Consider the following 19259-nt stretch of genomic DNA (forward strand, 5'->3'; position numbering starts at 1 on the left):
GGAGGATCCGGCGGGCGCATTATAGTGACTGGCAACTGGGAGGAGGAGTGTTGCCAGTCCATCGCAGCGCGCTTGGGGAGGAGGAGTGTGCGGCTGCGAATCTCGTCACGGACAAATAATCCGTGGGCGTCCGGCAGTGCCGGGCCGGGGCGCCATCCCCGTGCTTCGATATCTCGGTAAATAGTATGACTAATTGATATTTTGCAGTGCAATAAATACATGATTGGTATGCTATAAACGCATACCTGTTCCCTCGTACGCTCATACTAGCAGTTTCCACGTTAGCGCCCGGTTAACATCTGACCCAAATTAGACCAATGAGGAATTCGCATATTTAGCCCTGAGGCGTTTGCGAAGCTGCTTGCTGCGTCTATAAATGACGGAAGCCACAGCGCCGGAGCGAGCGCCGCGGAACCAAGGGGTGGGAGCATGTATCGCGGCAGATTGGAGCGGGATCTCTCGCTCTGGGTGGGCAAAGGTCTGCTTGGAGAAGAAACGGCCGGCGCGCTTCTCGCCGAATATGACAGCCGCCCGGCCAGCTTCAGCCTCGGCCGGGTGCTGATGGCGCTGGCGGCGGTGCTGCTTGCTGCTGCTGTTCTGCTGGTCGTCGCCTCCAATTGGGAGGCCATTCCGCGCCTCGTTCGCGTCGGCGCCATCCTCGCGCTGATTTGGTCTGTGCACATTGCCGCCGCCTCCATGTTTGCCCGGGGTGCGACAGCGGCAGCAAGCGGGCTGCTGGTCATCGGCACGATGAGCTTCGGTGGCGCGATTTCGCTGGTCGGGCAGATGTATCATCTCTCCGGCGACGAGCAGACCGTGATGTATCTCTGGTTCGCGATCGCGACGATCTCGGCGATCCTGTTCCGTTCGGGCGCGGTGGTCGTCGTCGCGGGCTTTCTCTCCTGGGCGTCCTTCGCCGTCTACCTCGAGAACAACGACACGCATTGGATCGGATTTGATCCCTGGACGGCGCCGGTCATGGCGGTGATCACAATCGCGCTGGTGCGTTACACCGGTGCCGAGCGGGCCCGTCATCTCGCCTATCTGCTGCTGATCGGCTGGCTCGCCTGGCTCTACACTCTTTATGAGGAGATCGCCGTGGCGCTGGCCTTCGCAATCGGCGGCATGGCGGTTTTCGCGCTGACGGCGTTGCCGCACCCCCGTATCGCTTCCCTCGTCAGGAGTGCCGGCGCAGCGCCGGCTTTCTACAGCTTCCTTATCGCCGTGATCGGCTTGCTGCTGCTGCATATCGAGATCGAGCAAGGCTGGCGGCTGGTGGTGCTCGGGGTGGCGACGCTCGCCGCTGCCGTGCTGGCGATCGCGCTGCATGGCAGGGATAACGGCGCGGTGCGTTATGTCGCGTACACGACCTTTGCCGCCGAGATGCTCTATCTCGCCTCCGTCACGGTCGGATCGATCCTCGGCACGTCGAGCCTCTTCCTGTTCTCCGGTCTCGTGGTGGCGCTCGTCGCCTGGATCGTCATCCGTCTCGAGCGGCGCTTTTCACGGGAGGCGCGCGCATGAGCTCGTTGATGGCAAGGCTGCAGTCCGGCAAGGGATATCTCATTTCGGCGATCATCGTCGCCGGCTTGCAGACTTTAATCCTCGGCACGATCATCCAGAGCCGTGCGTCGATCCTCAGCAGCGGCGCTGAGGTCCTGCTGAAGACCGCCCCGGTCGATCCTCGCGATTTCCTGCGCGGTGATTATGTCGTCTTGAATTACGACATTTCCACCGTGCCGGTGCAGACGGTCTCCGGCGGCATTCCCGCAGAACCCGGCGAACGCACGCTGTGGGTCCGGTTGAAGAAGCAGGCGGACGGTTTCTGGACGGTGAGCGAATCGTCTTTCCAGGCGCTGCCGCCGCAGCCGGAGACGGTGATCCTGCGCAGCAGGCCTTTCTACAGCGGCGGGCTGGCCGCGGGCGACAGCATCCGCGTCGAATACGGCATCGAACGTTATTACGTCCCCGAAGGTCAGGGCAAGCCGATCGAGGAGGCCCGCAACGATGGCAACGTCGCCATCGCGGTGCGGGTCTCGCCGGATGGACGCGCGCAGATTCGCAGCCTGCTCGTCGACGGCAAGCCGGTTTACGACGAACCGCTTTACTGATCCCTCAGGCCTTCGGGGCAGGGCGGCTTTTGGGCCTTGAATAGCCTGTCATTGGACGTTCATTTTTCCTTTGCCTCGACCAAATCGGGTGATATAGAGACGCCGCGCTCCGGAAGGCCTCATGCGCAGGCATAGGCATGCGGTTCTGTGAACGCGGGTATGGTGAAATTGGTAGACACGCCAGATTTAGGTTCTGGTGCCGCAAGGCGTGGGAGTTCAAGTCTCTCTACCCGCACCAGGCTGTTTGCAGGGGGAGGCTAAGAAATTTTAGTCCCCCGATACCCGGAAGCGAATGCCGTTCCCCCTTGGGCGGAATGATGCAGGAATTGGGAAAAGCCACGCGCGGCACGCAGCCGGCGTCGTGCTCATCGAAACGAACGGCGTCTGGGCACGGCCGCCACGACATGAAGGTAGGAAGACATGCAGGTTATCGAAACGCTCGCTGAAGGGCTGAAGCGCGAAATCAAGGTCGTTATCCCGGCCAAGGACATGGAAGACAAGATGAATGAGCGTCTTGCCGATGTGAAGGACAAGGTCCGCATCAACGGCTTCCGTCCGGGCAAGGTCCCCGCTGCTCACCTGAAGAAGGTCTATGGCAAGTCGATCATGGCCGATCTCGTCAACGAGATCGTCCGCGAACAGCCCGCCGCCATCCTGTCCAGCCGCGGCGAAAAGTCGGCCACGCAGCCGGAAATCGCCATGACGGAAGACAAGGACGAGGCCGACAAGATCCTCACCGCCCAGCAGGATTTCGAATTCACGCTTTCCTATGAAGTGCTGCCGCCGATCGAACTGAAGTCGGTCAAGGGCATCAAGGTCACGCGCGAAGTCATCGACATCTCGGATGACGAAGTCACCGAGCAGGTCCTCAAGGTTGCCGAAAGCGCCCGTTCCTACGAGAGCAAGACCGGCAAGGCCGCCAACGGCGACCGCGTCACCATGGATTATGTCGGCAAGGTCGACGGTGAAGCCTTCGAAGGCGGCACCGACCAGGGCGCCGAGCTGGTGATCGGTTCCGGCCGCTTCATCCCCGGCTTCGAAGACCAACTCGTCGGCGTCAAGGCTGGCGAAGAGAAGACCATCACCGTGACCTTCCCGGCCGACTATCCGGCCAAGAACCTTGCAGGCAAGGAAGCGACCTTCGACATCACGGTCAAGGATGTCGCAGCCCCAGGCGCTGTCGAAATCAACGACGAACTCGCCTCCAAGCTCGGCATCGAATCCGCCGACCGCCTGAAGGAGATCGTCCGTGGCCAGATCGAATCGCAGTACGGCTCGCTGACCCGCCAGAAGCTGAAGCGTCAGATACTCGACCAGCTTGACGAGATGTACAAGTTCGAGACCCCGGCTTCGCTCGTCGATGCCGAGTACAACGGCATCTGGAGCCAGGTGAATAACGACCTCGCTCAGTCAGGCAAGACCTTCGAGGACGAAGACACGACCGAAGAGAAGGCGCGTGAGGAATACAAGACGCTTGCAGAGCGTCGCGTCCGCCTTGGTCTCGTTCTCTCCGAAATCGGCGAAAAGGCCGGCGTCGAAGTCACCGAAGACGAGATGCAGCGCGCCATCTACGATCAGCTGCGCCAGTATCCCGGCCAGGAAAAGCAGATCCTCGAATTCTTCCGCAGCCAGCCGGGTGCCGCCGCTTCGATCCGCGCCCCGATCTTCGAAGAGAAGGTCATCGATCACCTGCTGACCGAAATCGACGTCACCGACAAGAAGGTGACGAAGGAAGAACTACTCGCCGAGGAAGAAGGCGAAGCCAAGGCTGAAACCAAGAAGGCCGCCCCGAAGAAGAAGGCTGCCGCCAAGGCTGAAGCTGCTGATGCCGGCGAAGGCGAGGAAGCTGCTCCGAAGAAGAAGGCCGCTCCGAAGAAGAAGGCTTCCGAGGACGGCGCCGAGTAATCGCTCGCCCGTTCTGAAAGTTTGGAAGGCCCCGCCAATCGTGCGGGGCCTTTTCCTTTTCCGACTACCCGGACAATTCCTTCCCTTCTCCACGATGGAGTCATCCCTAGCTGCAACAACAAATAGTTGAAATAAACTATAATTCGATGCAGATTTACTAGGTGGCGGGGAGGGCCTGAAAATGACTGCCAAGCAAGACATGAAGAAACTGGTAGAGGAAATCTATGCTGTGCGCGACCGCGGCGATGTAGAGGGTACGCTCACGCTGATCGGCGACGATTGCACTTTCCGAATGGTCGGCAATACACGGCTGGCGCCTTTTTCGACTGAAGCGAGCGGGAATGCCTTTCGTCAGGCGATAACGCAGCTTATCACAGCGTGGGATCTATCCAACGTCAGGACAGCCGGCATCTATGTCGACGAGGACGAGGATATGGTCTTCGCCCATCGCGAGGGTGAAGTAAGGCACATTCCATCGGGTGTGAGCTTCTATACGGAATTCGTCGACAAGATTCATTTCAGGGATGGAAAACCGGTCAAGATCGTCGAATTCGTCGACACGCTGCAAGTGGCCGAGACGACCCAGATGATCCAGATCGCTTAGACGCCTGCAAGACCGGAGCTTCCGGGCTTCGACCTTGACGCCGCTGCGATTTCGGCTCAGCTGGCATCAGCCGCCGTTGCGTGAATTGCAACTCAATTCCCGCTTCGTGTCAGTTGCGCGACTTTCCTGACATGACTGACGGCTGCGGTTCCGCCGGATGTTTTGGTGAAGAGGCTGAGCGTGTCTTCCTCATCATCGGCGACCGGCGTCAGCGCCTGATCCATGTAGCTCTTCGATTTCGCATCTCTTGAGATCAGGAACGCCGAGATCGTCAGAGCGATGATCGTGCCGGCGAGTGAAGCATGTTTGCGGACGGTTTCCCATGCAAAGCGCGGCCAGAAAAGCAGCGGATGTTCGCGCGGGAGTTCCGGACGCCGCTCCGACGGCGTCTTCAGGCGAAAGAGGCCGCTCTGCAGCGGATGCACGTTTTCCAGCGGCACCGTGGTTGCGAAGGAGACGAGAACCTTGACGAGCCTTGCCAGCGGCACCCCGGTCGCCACGGCGCGGCGCAGCAACGTCTTCATATGATGAGGCGAATAATAGAGCGACCAGGCCTCATGGTAGATGTCTTCCCATTCCTGCTTGCTCATTTTGGGGTGGGCGGTGCAGACATGCTCGACATCGTAGATGTTGAGATCATCATTCATCTCGACACCCTTCTTCCAGAGAACTTGATGGTCCTCGGAACCGGGCAGCGGCGTCAAGATGAAGAATTCGATCACGTCGAGCGGCAGCTCTTCCTGGATGATGGCGATGTCGCGGCGGATCGATTCCGGCGTATCGGCAGGAAAGCCCAGGATATAGCCGGCAAGCGTCATGATGCCCTGCGCCTTCCAGGCGAGCAGCATCTTGCGATATTCGGTGATCTTGTTCTGGTTCTTCTTGGCGGCGGTCAAATTGTCCGGATTGACATTTTCGAGGCCGATGAAGACGCGGGTGACGCCGGCGCGCTTGGACTTTTCGATGAAATTGGGGATCTTGTGACAGAGCGTGTCGACCTGGATCATCAGGCCGAGCGGAATGCCGTCCCGCTCCTTGAGCTCGATCAAGCGGTCGAAGATCGCCTCCCAGTCCTTGTTGCGGGCGAAGTTATCATCGGTAATGAAGAATTTGTGGATGCCCTGCGCCCAGTTCATCCGCACGAGTTTTTCGACGTCGTCGGCCGAGCGGAAGCGCGATTTGCGACCCTGCACGTTGATGATGGTGCAGAACGAGCACTGGTAGGGACAGCCGCGTCCGGCATCGAAGCTGGTGCTGAGGCCGAGCGTGCGCTGGATGTTGTCCTTCGGCAGGAAAGGAACCGGCGTGCCGCCAATGCCGGGAAGGTCGTTCATGAAATTATAGAGCGGCTTCAGCTCGCCGGCAGCAGCATCGCGCAACACCATGTCCAGCCGCCCCTCGGCCTCGCCGGCGAACATCGAGATGCCCATGTCGCGGCAGGCGTCGAGCCCGACCGCCTGGCCGTCGAGCATCGACAAGCAGCCGGACACGTGGAAGCCGCCCATCGAAACCGGCAGGCCGGCATTGCGGAAGGGGCGGGCAATATCGAGGGCGCGCGGATATTGGTTGGACTGGACGCCGACCAGCGCGACCATGCCGAAATTGCCGTGGCGCCTGAACTGGGCGAGCAGCCCGGCAAAATCGATCCGCGTATTCGTTTCATCGATCACGGTAATGTCGATCGCGGTATCTGGCCCGAGCACCTTGCGCTCGGCGCATTCGGCAGCGATGCCGTATATGGCCGCGAGCGAATTGGAAGGGATCATCGCCCGCCACCAGCGGATGACGTAGCCGTCATCGTCATAATGCGACGGCTTGATCAGGATGAGTTGAAAACGTCTGCGCACGGCTTCCGAAGCATGGGGCAAGAGTATCTATCTTTCTTTAGAAACGTCTGCCCGGAGGCAAAATGGCGTTGAAGGCACAAATCAGGCACGGCGTATCAATGCGATTGATCAGGGTTCAAACTAAGGCGTAAAAACAGGAAACTGCGCGCAGAAGTTTCGCACAGCGCATCCCTCAATATACTACGCGATATCGAGCAGCAATGCGCGGTGGTCGGAGACCTCGGGCGCCTCGACCACCTCGAACTTGGCAACCTCCACGTCAGACGTAATCAGCATGTAGTCCGCAAAGCGGCCCTGCTTCAGATAGTGGGAGGTTCGCGTGTCGACAAGGCCGTTTCCGGTGACGAGATCGGAAAGACCCAACCGGGCAAGGACCCGAAAGGTCGCGCTGCCGGGCAGCACATTGAAGTCGCCGCAGACCACGAGTCCTTCGTCGCCGGGCCAGATCCGCCCGATGAGGCCGGCCAATGCCAGCGCCTGCTGTTCGCGCTGCGCCGTATCGCCTTTGCCGGCCGGATCGCGCAGACCATGCATATGGGCGATCGTCACGATGCGGGCGTGCGCATGGTTGAAGAGGCGGATGCAATGGGCGTTGCGCGGTCTGGGATGGTCACCCCAGCCATCGGCGGAAAAACTGCCATGCACGAAGTCCAGCGCCTGGGCGATGACGGAATGCGATTTTCGGACGAAGGTCGCCAACCCGAATTCCGCGACAATGGCGGCGTCGCCATCGAAAAGCTCACCTCTCGATGTCGGGCAGAAGAAGGCGTCGTGGCCGGGCAGGGCGGCGCTGATTTCCTGAAACAGATTGACACGTTGCGGCAGTTCCAGCCCCGCATCCCGGTATGTCGACCATCCGCTATCCGCATTCGGCGCCCGCAGCACCTCCTGCAGGCACAGCACATCAGGGTCGGCCTGCTTGACATAGGCGATCAGGGCCTCGTGCAGTCGGCCGCCCCATGCATTCAGCGAAATGATGCGCAAGCTCTCGGCTCCATCTTATAGCTGGCGGAATCAGATGGTGGCGCCGCCTTCAGAGTTCCGACTTGATGTCACCCATCCGGTTCCAGGCGTCGAGGCCGGCAATCTTGTAGGCTTCGGCGAGCGTCGGATAGTTGAAGGTGTTTTCGACGAAATACTCGACCGTGCCTTTGAGATTGAGCACCGCCTGGCCGATGTGCACCAACTCGGTGGCGCCTTCGCCGACGATATGCACGCCGAGCAGTCGGCGCGTCTTCAGCGAGAAGATCAGCTTTAACAAACCGGTATCGAGGCCCATGATGTGGCCGCGTGAGGTCTCGCGAAAGCGGGCAATACCGCATTCATAGGGAATGCCGCGCTCCTTCATTTCTTCTTCGGTCAGGCCGCAGGTCGAAATTTCCGGCACGGCATAGATGCCGTAGGGGAAATATTTCTGCGGCTCCTTGGCGACTGCGCCGATCGCCACGCGCGCGGCGATGCGGCCCTGTTCCATCGAGGTCGAGGCGAGGCTCGGGAAGCCGACGACGTCGCCGGCGGCATAGACGTTGGCAACCGATGTCTGGAAGGTCTCCGGATTGACCTTGAGACGGCCACGGCTGTCGGCCTCAAGTCCGATGGCCGGAAGGTTCAGCGCGTCGGTCGCTCCCATGCGTCCGGCGGCAAAGAGCACCATGTCGGTCACAAGATGACGGCCGTTGTCGAGCGTCAGCTGGACCTTGCCGCTATCCAGCCGTTCGACCTTCTCGGCCGTCGTGCCGAGCAGCAGCTTCATGTTGCGGTCGCGCAGCTGATAGGTGAAATCCTCGACGATTTCCTTGTCGATAAAGTCGAGCATCGTCGACTTTGGATCGATCACGGTCACGGCAGTATCAAGCGCCGAGAAGATCGTCGCGTATTCGATGCCGATAACGCCGGCGCCGATGACAACCATGGTGCGCGGCAGCTCTTCGATATCAAGCAGCTCGTCGCTGTCGAGCACGGTCCTGCCATCGAATGGCATGTAATCCGGGCGGAAAGGTTTCGTGCCCACCGCAAGCAGAATGCTGGCGCCGCTCACCGTCAGCGCTTCGCCGTCATCCTTGATGACCTGCAAGGTGGTGGAATCGACGAAACTCGCCTTGCCGCGCATGTGGTGGACACGGTTGCGAGCGAACTGATGCTCGAGCACTTCCACTTCATGGTTGAGCGTAATCAGCAGGCGGCGACGCAGGTCTTCCGCACTGATCTCCTGCTTGACGCGGTAGGATCGCCCGTAGAAGCCGCGCTCGCGCCAGCCGGAGAGATTGAGCGCGGTCTCGCGCAGCGTCTTCGAAGGGATTGTGCCGGTATGGACGGACACGCCGCCGACGCGCTTGCCCTGTTCGATGACAAGCACTTTCTTGCCGAGTTTCGCAGCCTGGATCGCGCCGCGGCGCCCTGCGGGACCGCTACCTACCACAACGAGATCGTACTGAAACATCCTCTAGCCTCGGATTGGAAATGGAATCATTTTGCGACAAAAATGTCGCTCTTTTATCGGTAGCCGGTCAATGTTACAGATTGTTTTACGGCTGCCGATTCAGCCGGACTGTGTTTTTCAGATCAGCTTCAGCCCTTTCAGGCTGACATAGTCGTCCTTGCCGATGATGATGGGGTCGTGGACAGTGATATCAAGAGCCTTCGCCGCGTCGATGATCACCTTCGTCATATCGATGTCAGCGCGCGACGGTTGTTCATGCGCGAGTGATGTAGTCCGCGGAAATATCGCTCACCCCAGTGACCCCGAGTAACGCCATATTGCTATGCAGTTCCGTCTTCAGGATATCCGCCGCTCTGAGCACGCCCGGTAGCCCCGCGACGGCTGCAGCATAAAGGAATGGCCTGCCCACGAACACGAAACAGGCGCCAAGCGCGAGGGCCTTCATGATATCCGTTCCACGCCGGATACCGCCGTCGATCATGACGGCAATGCTGTCTCCAACACGTGCGGCAATCTCCGGAAGGACCTGAAGGGGAGATGCGGTGCCGTCGAGCTGACGACCGCCATGATTGGAGACGATCACCCCATCCGCCCCGGTATCGGCAGCCCGTGCCGCGTCGTCAGGGTGCATGATCCCCTTGACCACGAGCTTGCCGACCCAGCGCTTGCGTATCCGCTCCAAGTGGCTCCAGTTGAGATGGTCACGCTTGCCGAAATCGCGCGTGACATTCGAGGAGATGATCGGCGCGCCTCTTGTGGCGTAGGAATTTTCAAAATGCGGAATGCCGTGCCGGACGATCGTGCGCAGGAATGTACCGGTAGTCCAGCGGGGATGCGAGATGCCCTGCCATGCCAAACGGAGCCCGGGACGCAAAGGCGTCGAAAACCCCGCTCTTACATTATTTTCGCGATTGGGCAGCGTGGCCGTATCCACGGTCAGCAGAAGGGTAGCGATGCCGGCCGCAGCGACCCGATCGATGAGAGCGTCGATACGGTCAGGTTCGCCGGGGAGATAGGCCTGAAACCATGCTTGTGGCGAAACCGCAGCGATCTCTTCCATGGGGATGAGCGATGAACCGCTTATAATCATCGGGATTCCCGATTGGTCGGCTCCTTGCGCGAGCACGATGTCCCCCCGATAGGCCATCAGCGCGCTGATCCCCATCGGCGCGATGCCGAATGGTGCGGCATGGGTCTTGCCGAAGAGGCTCGTCTCGGTGCTGCGCCTCGAGACGTCCCGAAGTACACGGGGCCGAAAGGCATAGGCCTGGAAGGCCTCTGCGTTATGCCGCAGCGACGCATTGGTCTCGGTCGCGCCGGCAATATAACCGAACAGAGGCTTCGGCAGATGTCGCCGTGCCCGCAGTTCAAAGTCATCGAGGCAGAGCGCATCGCGGCAGAGCGGGCGCGATCGATCAATGGTACCCCTGGAGATCGTCATGAAGCTTTGTCTTCTCGGTATTTCGGGCGGGTATTATTCAGCGAGTGGCGGCGCAGGATTGCATAGAATCCCGCGCCAGCGACTGCTGTCAACTGAAGCTTTCCTCAGCCTTCGCTTGCCTTGGATGCTTGCCTGCGACCTCTCCGGATCGACGGCCGCGATCTTTCCGAGCCGGAATGTCGCTAGTTGTCCGTCGATAGAGTAAACCGACGTCGGTCGATCCGCTCGCGCGCCAACTGCCCCGCCGCTGAGCAAAGATCGGGCGCATACAACTGACAAGTTCCTCGCTTTTCGATTCCCCTGTCGATCAGATCAAGAAGTCGTGCAGGTGTGATGTCGGGCGGCGCGGCAATGCGACCGGTGACGATGTACTTTTCCATTTTCTCATGATCGGCGTGATCAATACCGGGGTTGCGCCAGCAATTTGCGCACATGATCTTAAGGCTCTCGGTGTGCGAATAGATAATGGCGTCACCATCCAATTCCTCACTCAGATCGACCAATTGGCGTGCTTTCTCTTGCGTGCCCGCGAAAGCAAAGAACTGATAATTCCGGCGCAGAAGCGTTGCCAAATGCGGGAAGACCGGGACCTGCTGTTCACCGTAGGTGTGGTACGTAATCGGAGCGCCATCCATGAGGATGACATCGCCATAGTCGACGCTCAGATTGCCGTACAGCACGCTGCGAATAATGCCGTGACACGGGCTTAACCGTTCTATCCATACTGTCTCCTCCGCCCCTGGATCATCAGAGTCCGCCGTCCGCTCAGCAAGAGGCCGATGGGCAAGCCTCACCTTGCAGGCCGGATAACCACCCTCCGGTAACCCGAATCGTCCAAGCTCGATCCTCTGTCCCATCCGCTTCCATACGTCCAAAGCGGTCTCGGTGTCCCTTGCGCCGGTGGCGCAGATTCCAAGATTCCACTCCGTTGCGTCAGTAACCTCCCGCTGCAGGCTTGCAGCAGTGCGGCCCGCCGCTACGCCTTCTGCGAATCTGCCCCGCGTTTTGTAGAAAAGGCCCAAATTATATTGATACGAGCTGTTCCGTGGATCGATTTCCGTCAGTTTCCGGAGACTGTTCTCGGCGATTTCTGGCGCGCCATCATTCGTGCCGACGTGGCGAGCCCGCGCAGTATCTGCTTGTGTTCAGGCTGTCCCTCATGGAGCTTGGCTAAGCGGTCCAGCGTCGCGACCGTTGATTGAAATATCGGGTGTTCCGGCGGTGATGCGTTCAGGTCATCGATGTCACGGACGGCTTCCAGGCATAGCCCGAGCGCCGAAAGGATATCGATATTGTCCTCGTGGGCATCTGCGATCTCGGAAAGAACGTCTGTCGCCTCTTCTCTGGTGAGGCTTTGTTGGTCGACTATCCATAGCAATGCCATCGCGACCTCAGTCTGGTGACGCTGGGCTTTTCGAAATGGTTGGATCTTCTGCCATGCCGCCGACGTGCGGCCCGCTTGTCCTTCGGCAACGACGTCACGCGCTATCGCGTCGATCTCATCGGAAGTGAGAACAGCGCTGGGACCATTCGACATGATCGTCTCCGTAGAGGGCTTCGGGGTGGACAAGGTTGGCGGTGGTTGTGAGGTCGCGTTTCAGCTTAGCGGGATTAGATCAACTTCAGCCCCTTCAGGCTGACATGGCCGTCCTTGCCGATGATGATATGGTCGTGGACGGTGATGTCGAGCGCCTTGGTTGCCTCGATGATCACCTTCGTCATGTCGATGTCGGCGCGCGAGGGGGTCGGGTCGCCGGAGGGATGGTTGTGCACGAGGATGATCGCCGTTGCCGACAGTTCGAGCGCGCGTTTGACCACCTCGCGGGGATAGACCGGCGTATGGTCGACCGTGCCGCGGCCCTGCACCTCATCAGCGATCAGCACGTTGCGCTTGTCGAGGAAGAGAATGCGGAATTGTTCTCGTGTTTCATGCGCCATGGCGGCATGGCAGTACTGGATGACCGAGGACCAGGAGGAGAGAACCTGCTTGCTTCTGATCTCGCTCTTCAGGGTCCGGTGAGCGATGGTGGCGATCAGTTTCAGGTCGAGGGCGACATTCTCGCCGACGCCCTTCACCTCCGTCAGTAGCGCCGCCGGCGCGCCAAAGACGCCGGCGAGAGAGCCGAATCGTTCGATGAGCCCCTTGGCGATCGGTTTGGTGTCGCGTCGCGGGATCAGCCGGAAGAGCAAGAGCTCGAGGATTTCGTAATCGGCAAGCGCCGTATCGCCCAGTTCGCGGAAGCGGTCACGCAGCCGCTCACGATGACCGTGATAATGTTCCGGCCCGGAGAGCGAGGCGGGCAGGGCGGTCGGGGCGTTCGGCGCGGCTGGTTTTTGTGGCCGGCCGCCGAAGAACGAGCGTTCGTCGACAACAGGCTCTTCAGTCTCGAAAGGCAGCTTGTCGTCGGAAGATGTCGCAACAGGCCGCTTCGCCATCAGATCGTCACCTGGCAAGCGGCGGCAGTCCGGGCCGGTCGAGGCCACCCGGTGACAGCGTGAAGATTTCGCAGCCATCGGCGGTGACGCCGACCGTGTGTTCATACTGCGCCGAAAGCGAGCGGTCGCGGGTCACGGCCGTCCAGCCGTCGGCGAGCACCTTCACATGCGGCCGGCCGAGGTTGATCATCGGCTCGATGGTGAAGATCATGCCTTCGCGCAGCTCCGGCCCTTCATTGGCGCGGCCATAATGCAGGATGTTCGGCGAATCGTGAAACAGCCGGCCGACGCCGTGGCCGCAGAAATCGCGCACCACCGAACAGCGCTCGGCCTCCGCATAGGCCTGGATCGCCTCGCCGATCGCGCCGGTGCGGGCGCCGGGCCTGACGGCCGATATGCCGCGCATCAGGGATTCATAGGTGACCTCGAGCAGCCGCTCGGCGGCGCGCTTGATCGTGCCGACCGGATACATCCGGCTCGAATCGCCATGCCAGCCGTCGAGCACGAAGGTAACGTCGATATTGACGATATCGCCCTCGCGCAGCGGCTTGTCGTTTGGAATGCCGTGGCAGACGACGTGATTGATCGAGGTGCAGGTGGATTTGGTATAGCCGCGATAATTCAGCGTCGCCGGATACGCGCCGTGGTCCATGCCGAAATCGAATACGAATCGGTCGATCTCGTCGGTAAGCAGGCCGGGCCTGACGATATCGGCAAGCGCATCGAGGCAGCGCGCGGTCAGCTGGCACGCCCTGCGCATGCCTTCGAACGCCTGCCCATCGTAAAGCCGGATGGCACCCGTATTCTTCGGCGGCGCGGAGGAGGCTTCGATATAATTCACCATTGCAGGGCCTTAGCGGAGATTGTTAGATTTGTTCATAATGCAGCTATGCCGGGTTCGTCCATCGCGATCAACCGTCGGGACGAGATTTCTGAAAGGATTCGCGCCGTCTCCCGCGCCCGTCCGACGCCGGATTCTGAGTGCTGGAAGAAATATCCACAATCTTCCCAAGGGGATAGGATTGATCGGATAAGGTCTCCCCGCTACTCACCGATTGGTGACAGCGGGGAAGGGTCGGTCATGCTGAGTGAAGCTGAAAATCTTGATAATTCGCCCGGGGTTGGTGCGGAGCCGGAGCGGCGCGTGCGCGATCGCGGCGCCACCGAGCGCGCCATCCTTGCCGCCGCCAAGAGCCTGCTGGCGCAGGAGGGCTTCCAGAATTTCGGCATCAATGCGGTCGCCCGCCGCGCCGGCTGCGACAAGCAGTTGATCTACCGCTACTATGGCGGCCTTGACGGTTTGGTCGAGGCGATCGGCGCGGATCTCGGCACATGGGTGAGGGATCGCATTCCGGAAGATGCCGGCGGCATGTTCATGCTCACCTACGGCGATCTGATGGAGCGGCTGGCGCTTCTGCTGCTCGACGCCTTGAGAAATGATCCGCTGATGCGCCGCATCCTCGCCTGGGAAGTATCGGAAAATACCGAGCAGGTGACGCGGCTGTCCGAGGCCCGTTCGAAGGCTCTTGCCCTTTGGCTGGATCGCATGCGCGGTTCGCTGGCGCCACCGAAGGGCGTGGATGCGGCAGCCGTCAATGCCGTCGTGATCGCGGCGATCCAGCACCTCGTGCTTTCCGGCGCAGCCGGCGGCCAGTGCGCCGGCCTATCGCTGAAGACGTCGAAGGACTGGGAGAAGGCAGCGACGGCACTGAAGCGTCTCGTGCGCGGCGTCTACGGCTGACACCCTTTCATCCACAGGCTCCATTCATCCACAGGGAGGAGGCCCGGCGTTAACCTTAACGAATGGTTTACGTTGCGTGGGGCTGGTTAACCCGACAGTGTGGCGGGGAGCAGAGATGGTACGAGTGAGAGTCCCGAGTTGACGCCCATGGGAAGCAAGATCGCCAAAGCCGCAATTCTGGTGACGGCAATGATGTTCTTCGCAGTCCTGGCGCTGGATATTGCAATTCCGGCGCTGGTGCTTTGCATCATGGCATTGTCGACCTGGCTGGTTTCCCTCGATCTGCCCGTTGCCCGCAAGCAGGGAGGAGAAGCCGCATGAAGTGGTTTCTAGTCTTCTGGGCCGGTCCTATCGTCTTTTTGGGCGCATGGTACTGGCTCTCCTATTACGACATGAATTTCGGCATCTTCATGCTGACACGGCAGGTCCATGACCTGACCTTCGAAATTTATGGCGAAGCCCTCGGAATTCCGGCGGAAACCATTCCGCCGCTCGTTGCCCGCGCCATTGCGGTGGACAGTCTCGTCGTCTTCGCCATCCTGGGCTTTAGAAAGCGTAAGTTGATCGCCGCTTGGTGGAAGGCGCGTCAGGCGCTGAATTCGTCTCCCGCAGACCTTGCGAGCGAGGACAGCCTGTCGAGGGCCCCCTGAAGGATGAAGCTTGCCGCGGCCGAATCGATCCGTTCGGCTCGCTTGGCACGAGAGACGTCCATTTCGATGAGCGTCCGTTCGGCCGCGACCGTCGAAAGCCGTTCGTCCCAATAGACGAAGGGCAGCACCGTTTTCTGCTCCATGTTGCGCACGAAAGCGCGCGTCGCCTGTACGCGCGGCCCCGCCGATCCGTCCATATTCATCGGCAGGCCGATGATGAAGCCGGCAACCTTTTCCGCCGTCGCGAAGTCCAGCAGCGCCTGCGCATCGATTGTGAACTTGACGCGGCGGATCACCGGTCGCGGCGTGGCGAAGCGCCGGCCAAGATCGGACATCGAAAGCCCGATCGTTTTGGTGCCGAGATCGAGCCCGGCGATCGCCTGCCCGGGAGCAAGGGTTTCAGCCATTTCCTCGATCGTCAGCACCGTCATTGCCGTTTCATCCCGTCAAAAGAAATTGAAGCCGCCGCCGCTTTCCTTTGCCGGGGCATGAGATATTTCCTTACCATCGAAATCAGATTTTGCATCACGTAAGGAGAGATTTCATGAAGATCACCTGGCTTGGCCATTCCGCCTTCCGCATCGAGACATCAAAGGCGAAGATCCTGCTCGATCCCTTCCTCAGCCATAACGCCTCCTTTTCCGGCCAGGACATCAAGGATGTGTCCGCAGGCATCACCCATATCCTGCTGACCCATGGCCATGGCGACCATGTCGGCGATACCGTGGCGCTTGCCAAGGAAACCGGCGCCGTCGTTCTTGCGAATGCCGATCTTGCCGCATGGCTCGGTTCCAAGGGCGTCGACAGGATCGAGATGGGCAATACCGGCGGGACGGTCACGTTCGGCGGCTTCTCCGCCACGTTCACCAATGCGCTGCATTCCTCTGCCCAGATCACCGAGGACGGCGTCTCGCATGCGCTCGGCAACGCCAACGGCCTGATGCTGCATTTCGATGACGAAGCCTCGATCTTCGCCATGGGCGACACCGATATCTTCTCCGACATGGCGCTGATCAACGAGTTGCACCAGCCTGATATCGGCTTCGTGCCGATCGGCGACCGCTTCACCATGGGCGGCGCGGTGGCGGCACTCGCCTGCCAGCGCTATTTCAGCTTCAAGACCGCGATCCCCTGCCATTACGGCACCTTCCCGATCATCGACCAGACGGCCGATAAATTCGTTGCCGGCATGGAGGGATCGAAGACTGAGGCGAGGGCGATGAAGCCTGCCGAGAGCCTGTCGATCTGACGAAACCCCGTTGCACCGGGCGGACATGGCCTTTATAGCGGGTGAGAAAAATCCTATCCGGAGAATGCCATGTCCGTCGATCTTGCCACCGTGAAGCGCGTCGCCAAACTTGCCCGTATTGCCGTCTCTGAGGATGAGGCAAATCGCATGGTCGGTGAGCTGAACGGCATCCTCGGCTTCGTCGAGCAGCTCTCCGAAGTCAATGTCGATGGCGTTGAGGCGATGACATCGGTGACGCCGATGGCGATGAAGAAGCGGGCCGACGAGGTGACCGACGGCAACAAGGCCGCCGATATCGTCGCCAATGCGCCCGTCACCGACCATAATTTCTTCCTGGTTCCGAAAGTCGTCGAATAAGGCTTCGAAAGCCTCTTTCCGACCTTGTTGCCATTTTCAAGACCTGAAGCGAAAACACGATGAGCGAACTCACCAGCCTGACCATTGCCGAAGCCCGCGAGAAGCTGCGCGCCAAGGAAATCACCGCAATCGAATTGACTGAAGCCTACATTTCGGCGATCGATGCGGCCAATGAGCGGCTGAACGCCTACATAAAAACAACGCCGGATCTCGCCCGCGTCATGGCCAGGAAGTCCGACGAGCGGATTGCAGCCGGCACGGCGGGCGAGCTCGAAGGCATCCCGCTGGGGATCAAGGATCTCTTCGCCACCGTCGGCGTCCACACCCAGGCCTGCAGCCACATTCTCGATGGTTTCGAGCCGCGTTACGAATCGACCGTGACGCAGAACCTCTGGGATGATGGCGCCGTCATGCTCGGCAAGCTGAACATGGACGAGTTCGCCATGGGCTCGTCCAACGAGACGTCCTACTACGGCCCGGTGATCAATCCCTGGCGGGCAGAAGGCTCCAACCAGCAACTCGTCCCGGGCGGCTCCTCCGGCGGCTCGGCAGCTGCGGTTGCCGCCCATCTTTGCGCCGGCGCCACCGCGACCGATACGGGCGGCTCGATCCGTCAGCCGGCCGCCTTCACCGGCACCGTCGGCATCAAGCCGACCTATGGCCGCTGCTCGCGCTGGGGCACCGTGGCCTTCGCCTCCTCGCTCGATCAGGCCGGTCCGATCGCCCGCGATGTGCGCGATGCCGCCATCCTTTTGAAGTCGATGGCAAGCGTCGACGCCAAGGACACGACCTCGGTCGATCTGCCCGTGCCGGACTACGAGGCCGCCCTCGGCCAGTCGCTGAAGGGCATGAAGATCGGCATCCCGAACGAATATCGCGTCGACGGCATGCCCGGGGAGATCGAGACCCTCTGGCGCCAGGGCATCGCCTGGCTGAAGGATGCCGGCGCCGAAATCGTCGATATCTCCCTGCCGCACACCAAATATGCGCTTCCGGCCTATTATATCGTCGCGCCTGCCGAGGCGTCCTCGAATCTCGCGCGTTATGACGGCGTGCGCTACGGCCTGCGCGTCGACGGCAAGGATATCGTCGACATGTACGAAAAGACGCGCGCCGCCGGCTTCGGCAAGGAAGTCAAGCGCCGCATCATGATCGGCACCTATGTGCTGTCGGCCGGCTATTACGACGCCTATTACATCCGTGCCCAGAAGGTCCGCACGCTGATCAAGCGCGATTTCGAACTGGCCTTCGATGCCGGCGTCGACGCCATCCTGACGCCGGCAACGCCGTCCTCCGCCTTCGGCATTGCTGACGAAAACCTCGCCGCCGATCCGGTGAAGATGTATCTGAACGACATCTTTACGGTGACGGTCAACATGGCGGGCCTGCCCGGCATCGCCGTGCCCGCCGGACTCGACCACAAGGGCCTGCCGCTCGGCCTGCAGCTGATCGGCAAGGCCTTCGACGAGGAAACCCTCTTCAAGACTGCCTACGTCATCGAGCAGGCCGCCGGCAAGTTTACGCCGGCCAAGTGGTGGTAACGGGTCTCACGATCCGAACGATAGCCTCCGCCGACCACGAAACGGTCGGCGCCGTCGGCTTCGCCGCATGGGCCGCAGCCGACGCCTTCGACGACAGTTATCGCGACCCCGATGTGATTGCTAAAGTCAGGCAAGAGTTCACCGTGTTTCCGCGAGAGACGAAAGGTGAGATCTTCGTTGCCGAACTCCACGCGGAGATCGTCGGCTGGGGTGCCCGGGAAGGCGAACCCAACTATGTGTCCGATCTCTGGGTGCATCCCGATCATCAGGGTAAGGGTGCGGGCGAGGCTCTGCTGTTGCATCTGTGCGAGCTGATGGCGGCCGAAGGACTGACGACCGCCCGGATCGACACGCATGCCAGGAACATAGGCGCGATCCGGCTTTACAAACGCTGCGGTTTCACCATCATCTGGCACGGTATCGAATTCTCCAGGAGCATGGGCGTCCCGCTCGAAAAGGTGCACCTGGAGAAGCAGCTAGGCTGAGCAATAGCTGAAACTGGGAGGGCTACATGGCAGGCAATGATCTTGTGCGCCTGATCGAGGCAATCGATCGCCTTGCCGCCGGCGGCTTCGCCATGGGCGCCGATTGGCAGGCCGTCCACGATATCTGTCAGCGCCACGAAGGCGAACAGCCGTTCGACTGGGGCCACGCTCTCTGCCATCGCATCGAGGGCGACGACTGGAATGCCGACTACTGGTATCGCCGCGCCGGCAAGATGCGCGGCTCGGGCACGATGGCCGACGAGTGGGCGGCGATGCGGGCGGAATTGTCCGCAAAGGCTTGAGCTTTGCCCTGACCGCGCCGGTTTAAGGCGCAGTCAGGGTGAGTTGGTCGACTGACCCTATCTATTTGTCCAGCTCCGACCTGACTGCAAGAGCTCGAAGGCTACAGCGCGGAGCCGGCCGAGGTCAAAAGCTCGATTGTTGCCGATGTA

General features: G+C 60.5%; 21 protein-coding genes, 1 tRNA gene and 1 pseudogene. 13 read left to right on the plus strand and 10 right to left on the minus strand.

Going from position 1 to position 19259, the window contains the following annotated elements; all coding sequences use genetic code 11:
• Positions 1–429 precede the first annotated feature (429 nt).
• The 5 genes from Tal182_RS10180 to Tal182_RS10200 all read left to right on the plus strand — a co-directional run bounded on the left by Tal182_RS10180 (position 430) and on the right by Tal182_RS10200 (position 4620).
• Positions 430–1524, plus strand: coding sequence for a DUF2157 domain-containing protein (locus Tal182_RS10180; RefSeq protein ID WP_085859353.1), 1095 nt, complete (start codon positions 430–432; stop codon positions 1522–1524).
• Positions 1521–2111: a GDYXXLXY domain-containing protein gene (locus Tal182_RS10185; RefSeq protein ID WP_064810202.1), complete on the plus strand. Its 591-nt coding sequence runs from the start codon at positions 1521–1523 to the stop codon at positions 2109–2111. Before Tal182_RS10180 ends, Tal182_RS10185 begins: the two co-directional genes overlap by 4 nt.
• Before the next feature lie 153 nt (positions 2112–2264).
• A tRNA-Leu gene (locus Tal182_RS10190) sits at positions 2265–2349 on the plus strand.
• Positions 2350–2531: 182 nt separating this feature from the next.
• Positions 2532–4016, plus strand: a complete 1485-nt coding sequence (gene tig, locus Tal182_RS10195; protein ID WP_085859354.1) for a trigger factor — start codon at positions 2532–2534, stop codon at positions 4014–4016.
• Between the two features lie 181 nt (positions 4017–4197).
• Complete coding sequence (locus Tal182_RS10200; RefSeq protein WP_064802145.1) at positions 4198–4620, plus strand: nuclear transport factor 2 family protein; 423 nt, start codon at positions 4198–4200, stop codon at positions 4618–4620.
• A 92-nt stretch (positions 4621–4712) separates the two neighbouring features.
• Here the strand turns inward: Tal182_RS10200 and Tal182_RS10205 are convergent, their stop codons facing one another.
• The 9 genes and pseudogenes from Tal182_RS10205 to map all read right to left on the minus strand — a co-directional run bounded on the left by Tal182_RS10205 (position 4713) and on the right by map (position 13628).
• Positions 4713–6488 carry a radical SAM protein gene (locus tag Tal182_RS10205; RefSeq protein ID WP_085859355.1) on the minus strand — a complete coding sequence of 592 codons (1776 nt, stop codon included), beginning with the start codon at positions 6486–6488 and terminating at the stop codon, positions 4713–4715.
• A gap of 159 nt (positions 6489–6647) precedes the next feature.
• Positions 6648–7451, minus strand: a complete 804-nt coding sequence (locus tag Tal182_RS10210) for an endonuclease/exonuclease/phosphatase family protein (protein ID WP_085859356.1) — start codon at positions 7449–7451, stop codon at positions 6648–6650.
• 49 nt (positions 7452–7500) lie between these two features.
• Positions 7501–8907: a Si-specific NAD(P)(+) transhydrogenase gene (gene sthA, locus Tal182_RS10215; RefSeq protein ID WP_064802151.1), complete on the minus strand. Its 1407-nt coding sequence runs from the start codon at positions 8905–8907 to the stop codon at positions 7501–7503.
• Between the two features lie 117 nt (positions 8908–9024).
• Positions 9025–9156: pseudogene (locus Tal182_RS10220) on the minus strand (JAB domain-containing protein); the annotation flags it as partial.
• 4 nt (positions 9157–9160) lie between these two features.
• A complete protein-coding gene (locus Tal182_RS10225; protein WP_085859357.1) occupies positions 9161–10348 on the minus strand; it encodes an alpha-hydroxy acid oxidase in 1188 nt (395 codons plus the stop codon).
• A 182-nt stretch (positions 10349–10530) separates the two neighbouring features.
• Positions 10531–11205: a hypothetical protein gene (locus Tal182_RS32700; protein WP_245344844.1), complete on the minus strand. Its 675-nt coding sequence runs from the start codon at positions 11203–11205 to the stop codon at positions 10531–10533.
• Positions 11206–11408: 203 nt separating this feature from the next.
• Entirely contained in the window at positions 11409–11885 is a 477-nt protein-coding gene (locus Tal182_RS32705; RefSeq protein WP_245344845.1) for a hypothetical protein, read from the minus strand.
• A gap of 74 nt (positions 11886–11959) precedes the next feature.
• On the minus strand, positions 11960–12784 hold the full coding sequence (gene radC, locus Tal182_RS10235) for a DNA repair protein RadC (RefSeq protein ID WP_085860904.1): 825 nt from the start codon (positions 12782–12784) through the stop codon (positions 11960–11962).
• 7 nt (positions 12785–12791) lie between these two features.
• Positions 12792–13628: a type I methionyl aminopeptidase gene (map, locus tag Tal182_RS10240; protein ID WP_064802166.1), complete on the minus strand. Its 837-nt coding sequence runs from the start codon at positions 13626–13628 to the stop codon at positions 12792–12794.
• Between the two features lie 237 nt (positions 13629–13865).
• On the opposite strand from map, the gene Tal182_RS10245 reads away from it, so the two are divergent.
• The 3 genes from Tal182_RS10245 (at position 13866) to Tal182_RS10250 (ending at position 15175) form a co-directional block, all read left to right on the plus strand.
• On the plus strand, positions 13866–14525 hold the full coding sequence (locus tag Tal182_RS10245) for a TetR/AcrR family transcriptional regulator (protein ID WP_085859358.1): 660 nt from the start codon (positions 13866–13868) through the stop codon (positions 14523–14525).
• Positions 14526–14672: 147 nt separating this feature from the next.
• The gene (locus Tal182_RS32210; RefSeq protein WP_164517783.1) at positions 14673–14846 is read left to right on the plus strand and encodes a hypothetical protein; all 174 of its coding nucleotides are present in this window, start codon (positions 14673–14675) and stop codon (positions 14844–14846) included.
• Positions 14843–15175 (plus strand): DUF6105 family protein, encoded by a 333-nt coding sequence (locus Tal182_RS10250; RefSeq protein ID WP_085859359.1) that lies wholly within the window; start codon positions 14843–14845, stop codon positions 15173–15175. Before Tal182_RS32210 ends, Tal182_RS10250 begins: the two co-directional genes overlap by 4 nt.
• On the opposite strand, the gene ruvX is transcribed toward Tal182_RS10250, so the two are convergent.
• Positions 15112–15606, minus strand: a complete 495-nt coding sequence (ruvX, locus tag Tal182_RS10255) for a Holliday junction resolvase RuvX (RefSeq protein ID WP_064802172.1) — start codon at positions 15604–15606, stop codon at positions 15112–15114. The genes Tal182_RS10250 and ruvX overlap by 64 nt on opposite strands.
• 113 nt (positions 15607–15719) lie before the next feature.
• Here ruvX and Tal182_RS10260 point away from each other — a divergent pair, with 113 nt between their 5' ends.
• The 5 genes from Tal182_RS10260 to Tal182_RS10280 all read left to right on the plus strand — a co-directional run bounded on the left by Tal182_RS10260 (position 15720) and on the right by Tal182_RS10280 (position 19109).
• Positions 15720–16424 carry a metal-dependent hydrolase gene (locus Tal182_RS10260; RefSeq protein WP_085859360.1) on the plus strand — a complete coding sequence of 235 codons (705 nt, stop codon included), beginning with the start codon at positions 15720–15722 and terminating at the stop codon, positions 16422–16424.
• A gap of 69 nt (positions 16425–16493) precedes the next feature.
• Positions 16494–16781 carry an Asp-tRNA(Asn)/Glu-tRNA(Gln) amidotransferase subunit GatC gene (gene gatC / locus Tal182_RS10265; RefSeq protein WP_011425142.1) on the plus strand — a complete coding sequence of 96 codons (288 nt, stop codon included), beginning with the start codon at positions 16494–16496 and terminating at the stop codon, positions 16779–16781.
• Positions 16782–16840: 59 nt separating this feature from the next.
• On the plus strand, positions 16841–18322 hold the full coding sequence (gatA, locus tag Tal182_RS10270) for an Asp-tRNA(Asn)/Glu-tRNA(Gln) amidotransferase subunit GatA (protein ID WP_064810211.1): 1482 nt from the start codon (positions 16841–16843) through the stop codon (positions 18320–18322).
• The gene (locus Tal182_RS10275; protein ID WP_085859361.1) at positions 18313–18807 is read left to right on the plus strand and encodes a GNAT family N-acetyltransferase; all 495 of its coding nucleotides are present in this window, start codon (positions 18313–18315) and stop codon (positions 18805–18807) included. Before gatA ends, Tal182_RS10275 begins: the two co-directional genes overlap by 10 nt.
• Positions 18808–18833: 26 nt before the next feature.
• Positions 18834–19109, plus strand: coding sequence for a hypothetical protein (locus tag Tal182_RS10280; RefSeq protein WP_085859362.1), 276 nt, complete (start codon positions 18834–18836; stop codon positions 19107–19109).
• Positions 19110–19259 lie beyond the last annotated feature (150 nt).

The organism is Rhizobium sp. TAL182 (assembly GCF_002117725.1).
Lineage (GTDB): Bacteria > Pseudomonadota > Alphaproteobacteria > Rhizobiales > Rhizobiaceae > Rhizobium > Rhizobium esperanzae.

What these genes read in the sequence shown, in the direction of transcription:
- Tal182_RS10180 (WP_085859353.1), top strand. Translation starts at nt 430, where the DNA reads ATGTATCGCGGCAGATTGGAGCGGGATCTCTCGCTCTGGGTGGGCAAA.
- Tal182_RS10185 (WP_064810202.1), top strand. Translation starts at nt 1,521, where the DNA reads ATGAGCTCGTTGATGGCAAGGCTGCAGTCCGGCAAGGGATATCTCATT.
- tig (WP_085859354.1), top strand. Translation starts at nt 2,532, where the DNA reads ATGCAGGTTATCGAAACGCTCGCTGAAGGGCTGAAGCGCGAAATCAAG.
- Tal182_RS10200 (WP_064802145.1), top strand. Translation starts at nt 4,198, where the DNA reads ATGACTGCCAAGCAAGACATGAAGAAACTGGTAGAGGAAATCTATGCT.
- sthA (WP_064802151.1), bottom strand. Translation starts at nt 8,907, where the DNA reads ATGTTTCAGTACGATCTCGTTGTGGTAGGTAGCGGTCCCGCAGGGCGC.
- Tal182_RS10225 (WP_085859357.1), bottom strand. Translation starts at nt 10,348, where the DNA reads ATGACGATCTCCAGGGGTACCATTGATCGATCGCGCCCGCTCTGCCGC.
- Tal182_RS32700 (WP_245344844.1), bottom strand. Translation starts at nt 11,205, where the DNA reads ATGGGACAGAGGATCGAGCTTGGACGATTCGGGTTACCGGAGGGTGGT.
- Tal182_RS32705 (WP_245344845.1), bottom strand. Translation starts at nt 11,885, where the DNA reads ATGTCGAATGGTCCCAGCGCTGTTCTCACTTCCGATGAGATCGACGCG.
- radC (WP_085860904.1), bottom strand. Translation starts at nt 12,784, where the DNA reads ATGGCGAAGCGGCCTGTTGCGACATCTTCCGACGACAAGCTGCCTTTC.
- map (WP_064802166.1), bottom strand. Translation starts at nt 13,628, where the DNA reads ATGGTGAATTATATCGAAGCCTCCTCCGCGCCGCCGAAGAATACGGGT.
- Tal182_RS10245 (WP_085859358.1), top strand. Translation starts at nt 13,866, where the DNA reads ATGCTGAGTGAAGCTGAAAATCTTGATAATTCGCCCGGGGTTGGTGCG.
- Tal182_RS32210 (WP_164517783.1), top strand. Translation starts at nt 14,673, where the DNA reads ATGGGAAGCAAGATCGCCAAAGCCGCAATTCTGGTGACGGCAATGATG.
- Tal182_RS10250 (WP_085859359.1), top strand. Translation starts at nt 14,843, where the DNA reads ATGAAGTGGTTTCTAGTCTTCTGGGCCGGTCCTATCGTCTTTTTGGGC.
- ruvX (WP_064802172.1), bottom strand. Translation starts at nt 15,606, where the DNA reads ATGACGGTGCTGACGATCGAGGAAATGGCTGAAACCCTTGCTCCCGGG.
- Tal182_RS10260 (WP_085859360.1), top strand. Translation starts at nt 15,720, where the DNA reads ATGAAGATCACCTGGCTTGGCCATTCCGCCTTCCGCATCGAGACATCA.
- gatC (WP_011425142.1), top strand. Translation starts at nt 16,494, where the DNA reads ATGTCCGTCGATCTTGCCACCGTGAAGCGCGTCGCCAAACTTGCCCGT.
- gatA (WP_064810211.1), top strand. Translation starts at nt 16,841, where the DNA reads ATGAGCGAACTCACCAGCCTGACCATTGCCGAAGCCCGCGAGAAGCTG.
- Tal182_RS10280 (WP_085859362.1), top strand. Translation starts at nt 18,834, where the DNA reads ATGGCAGGCAATGATCTTGTGCGCCTGATCGAGGCAATCGATCGCCTT.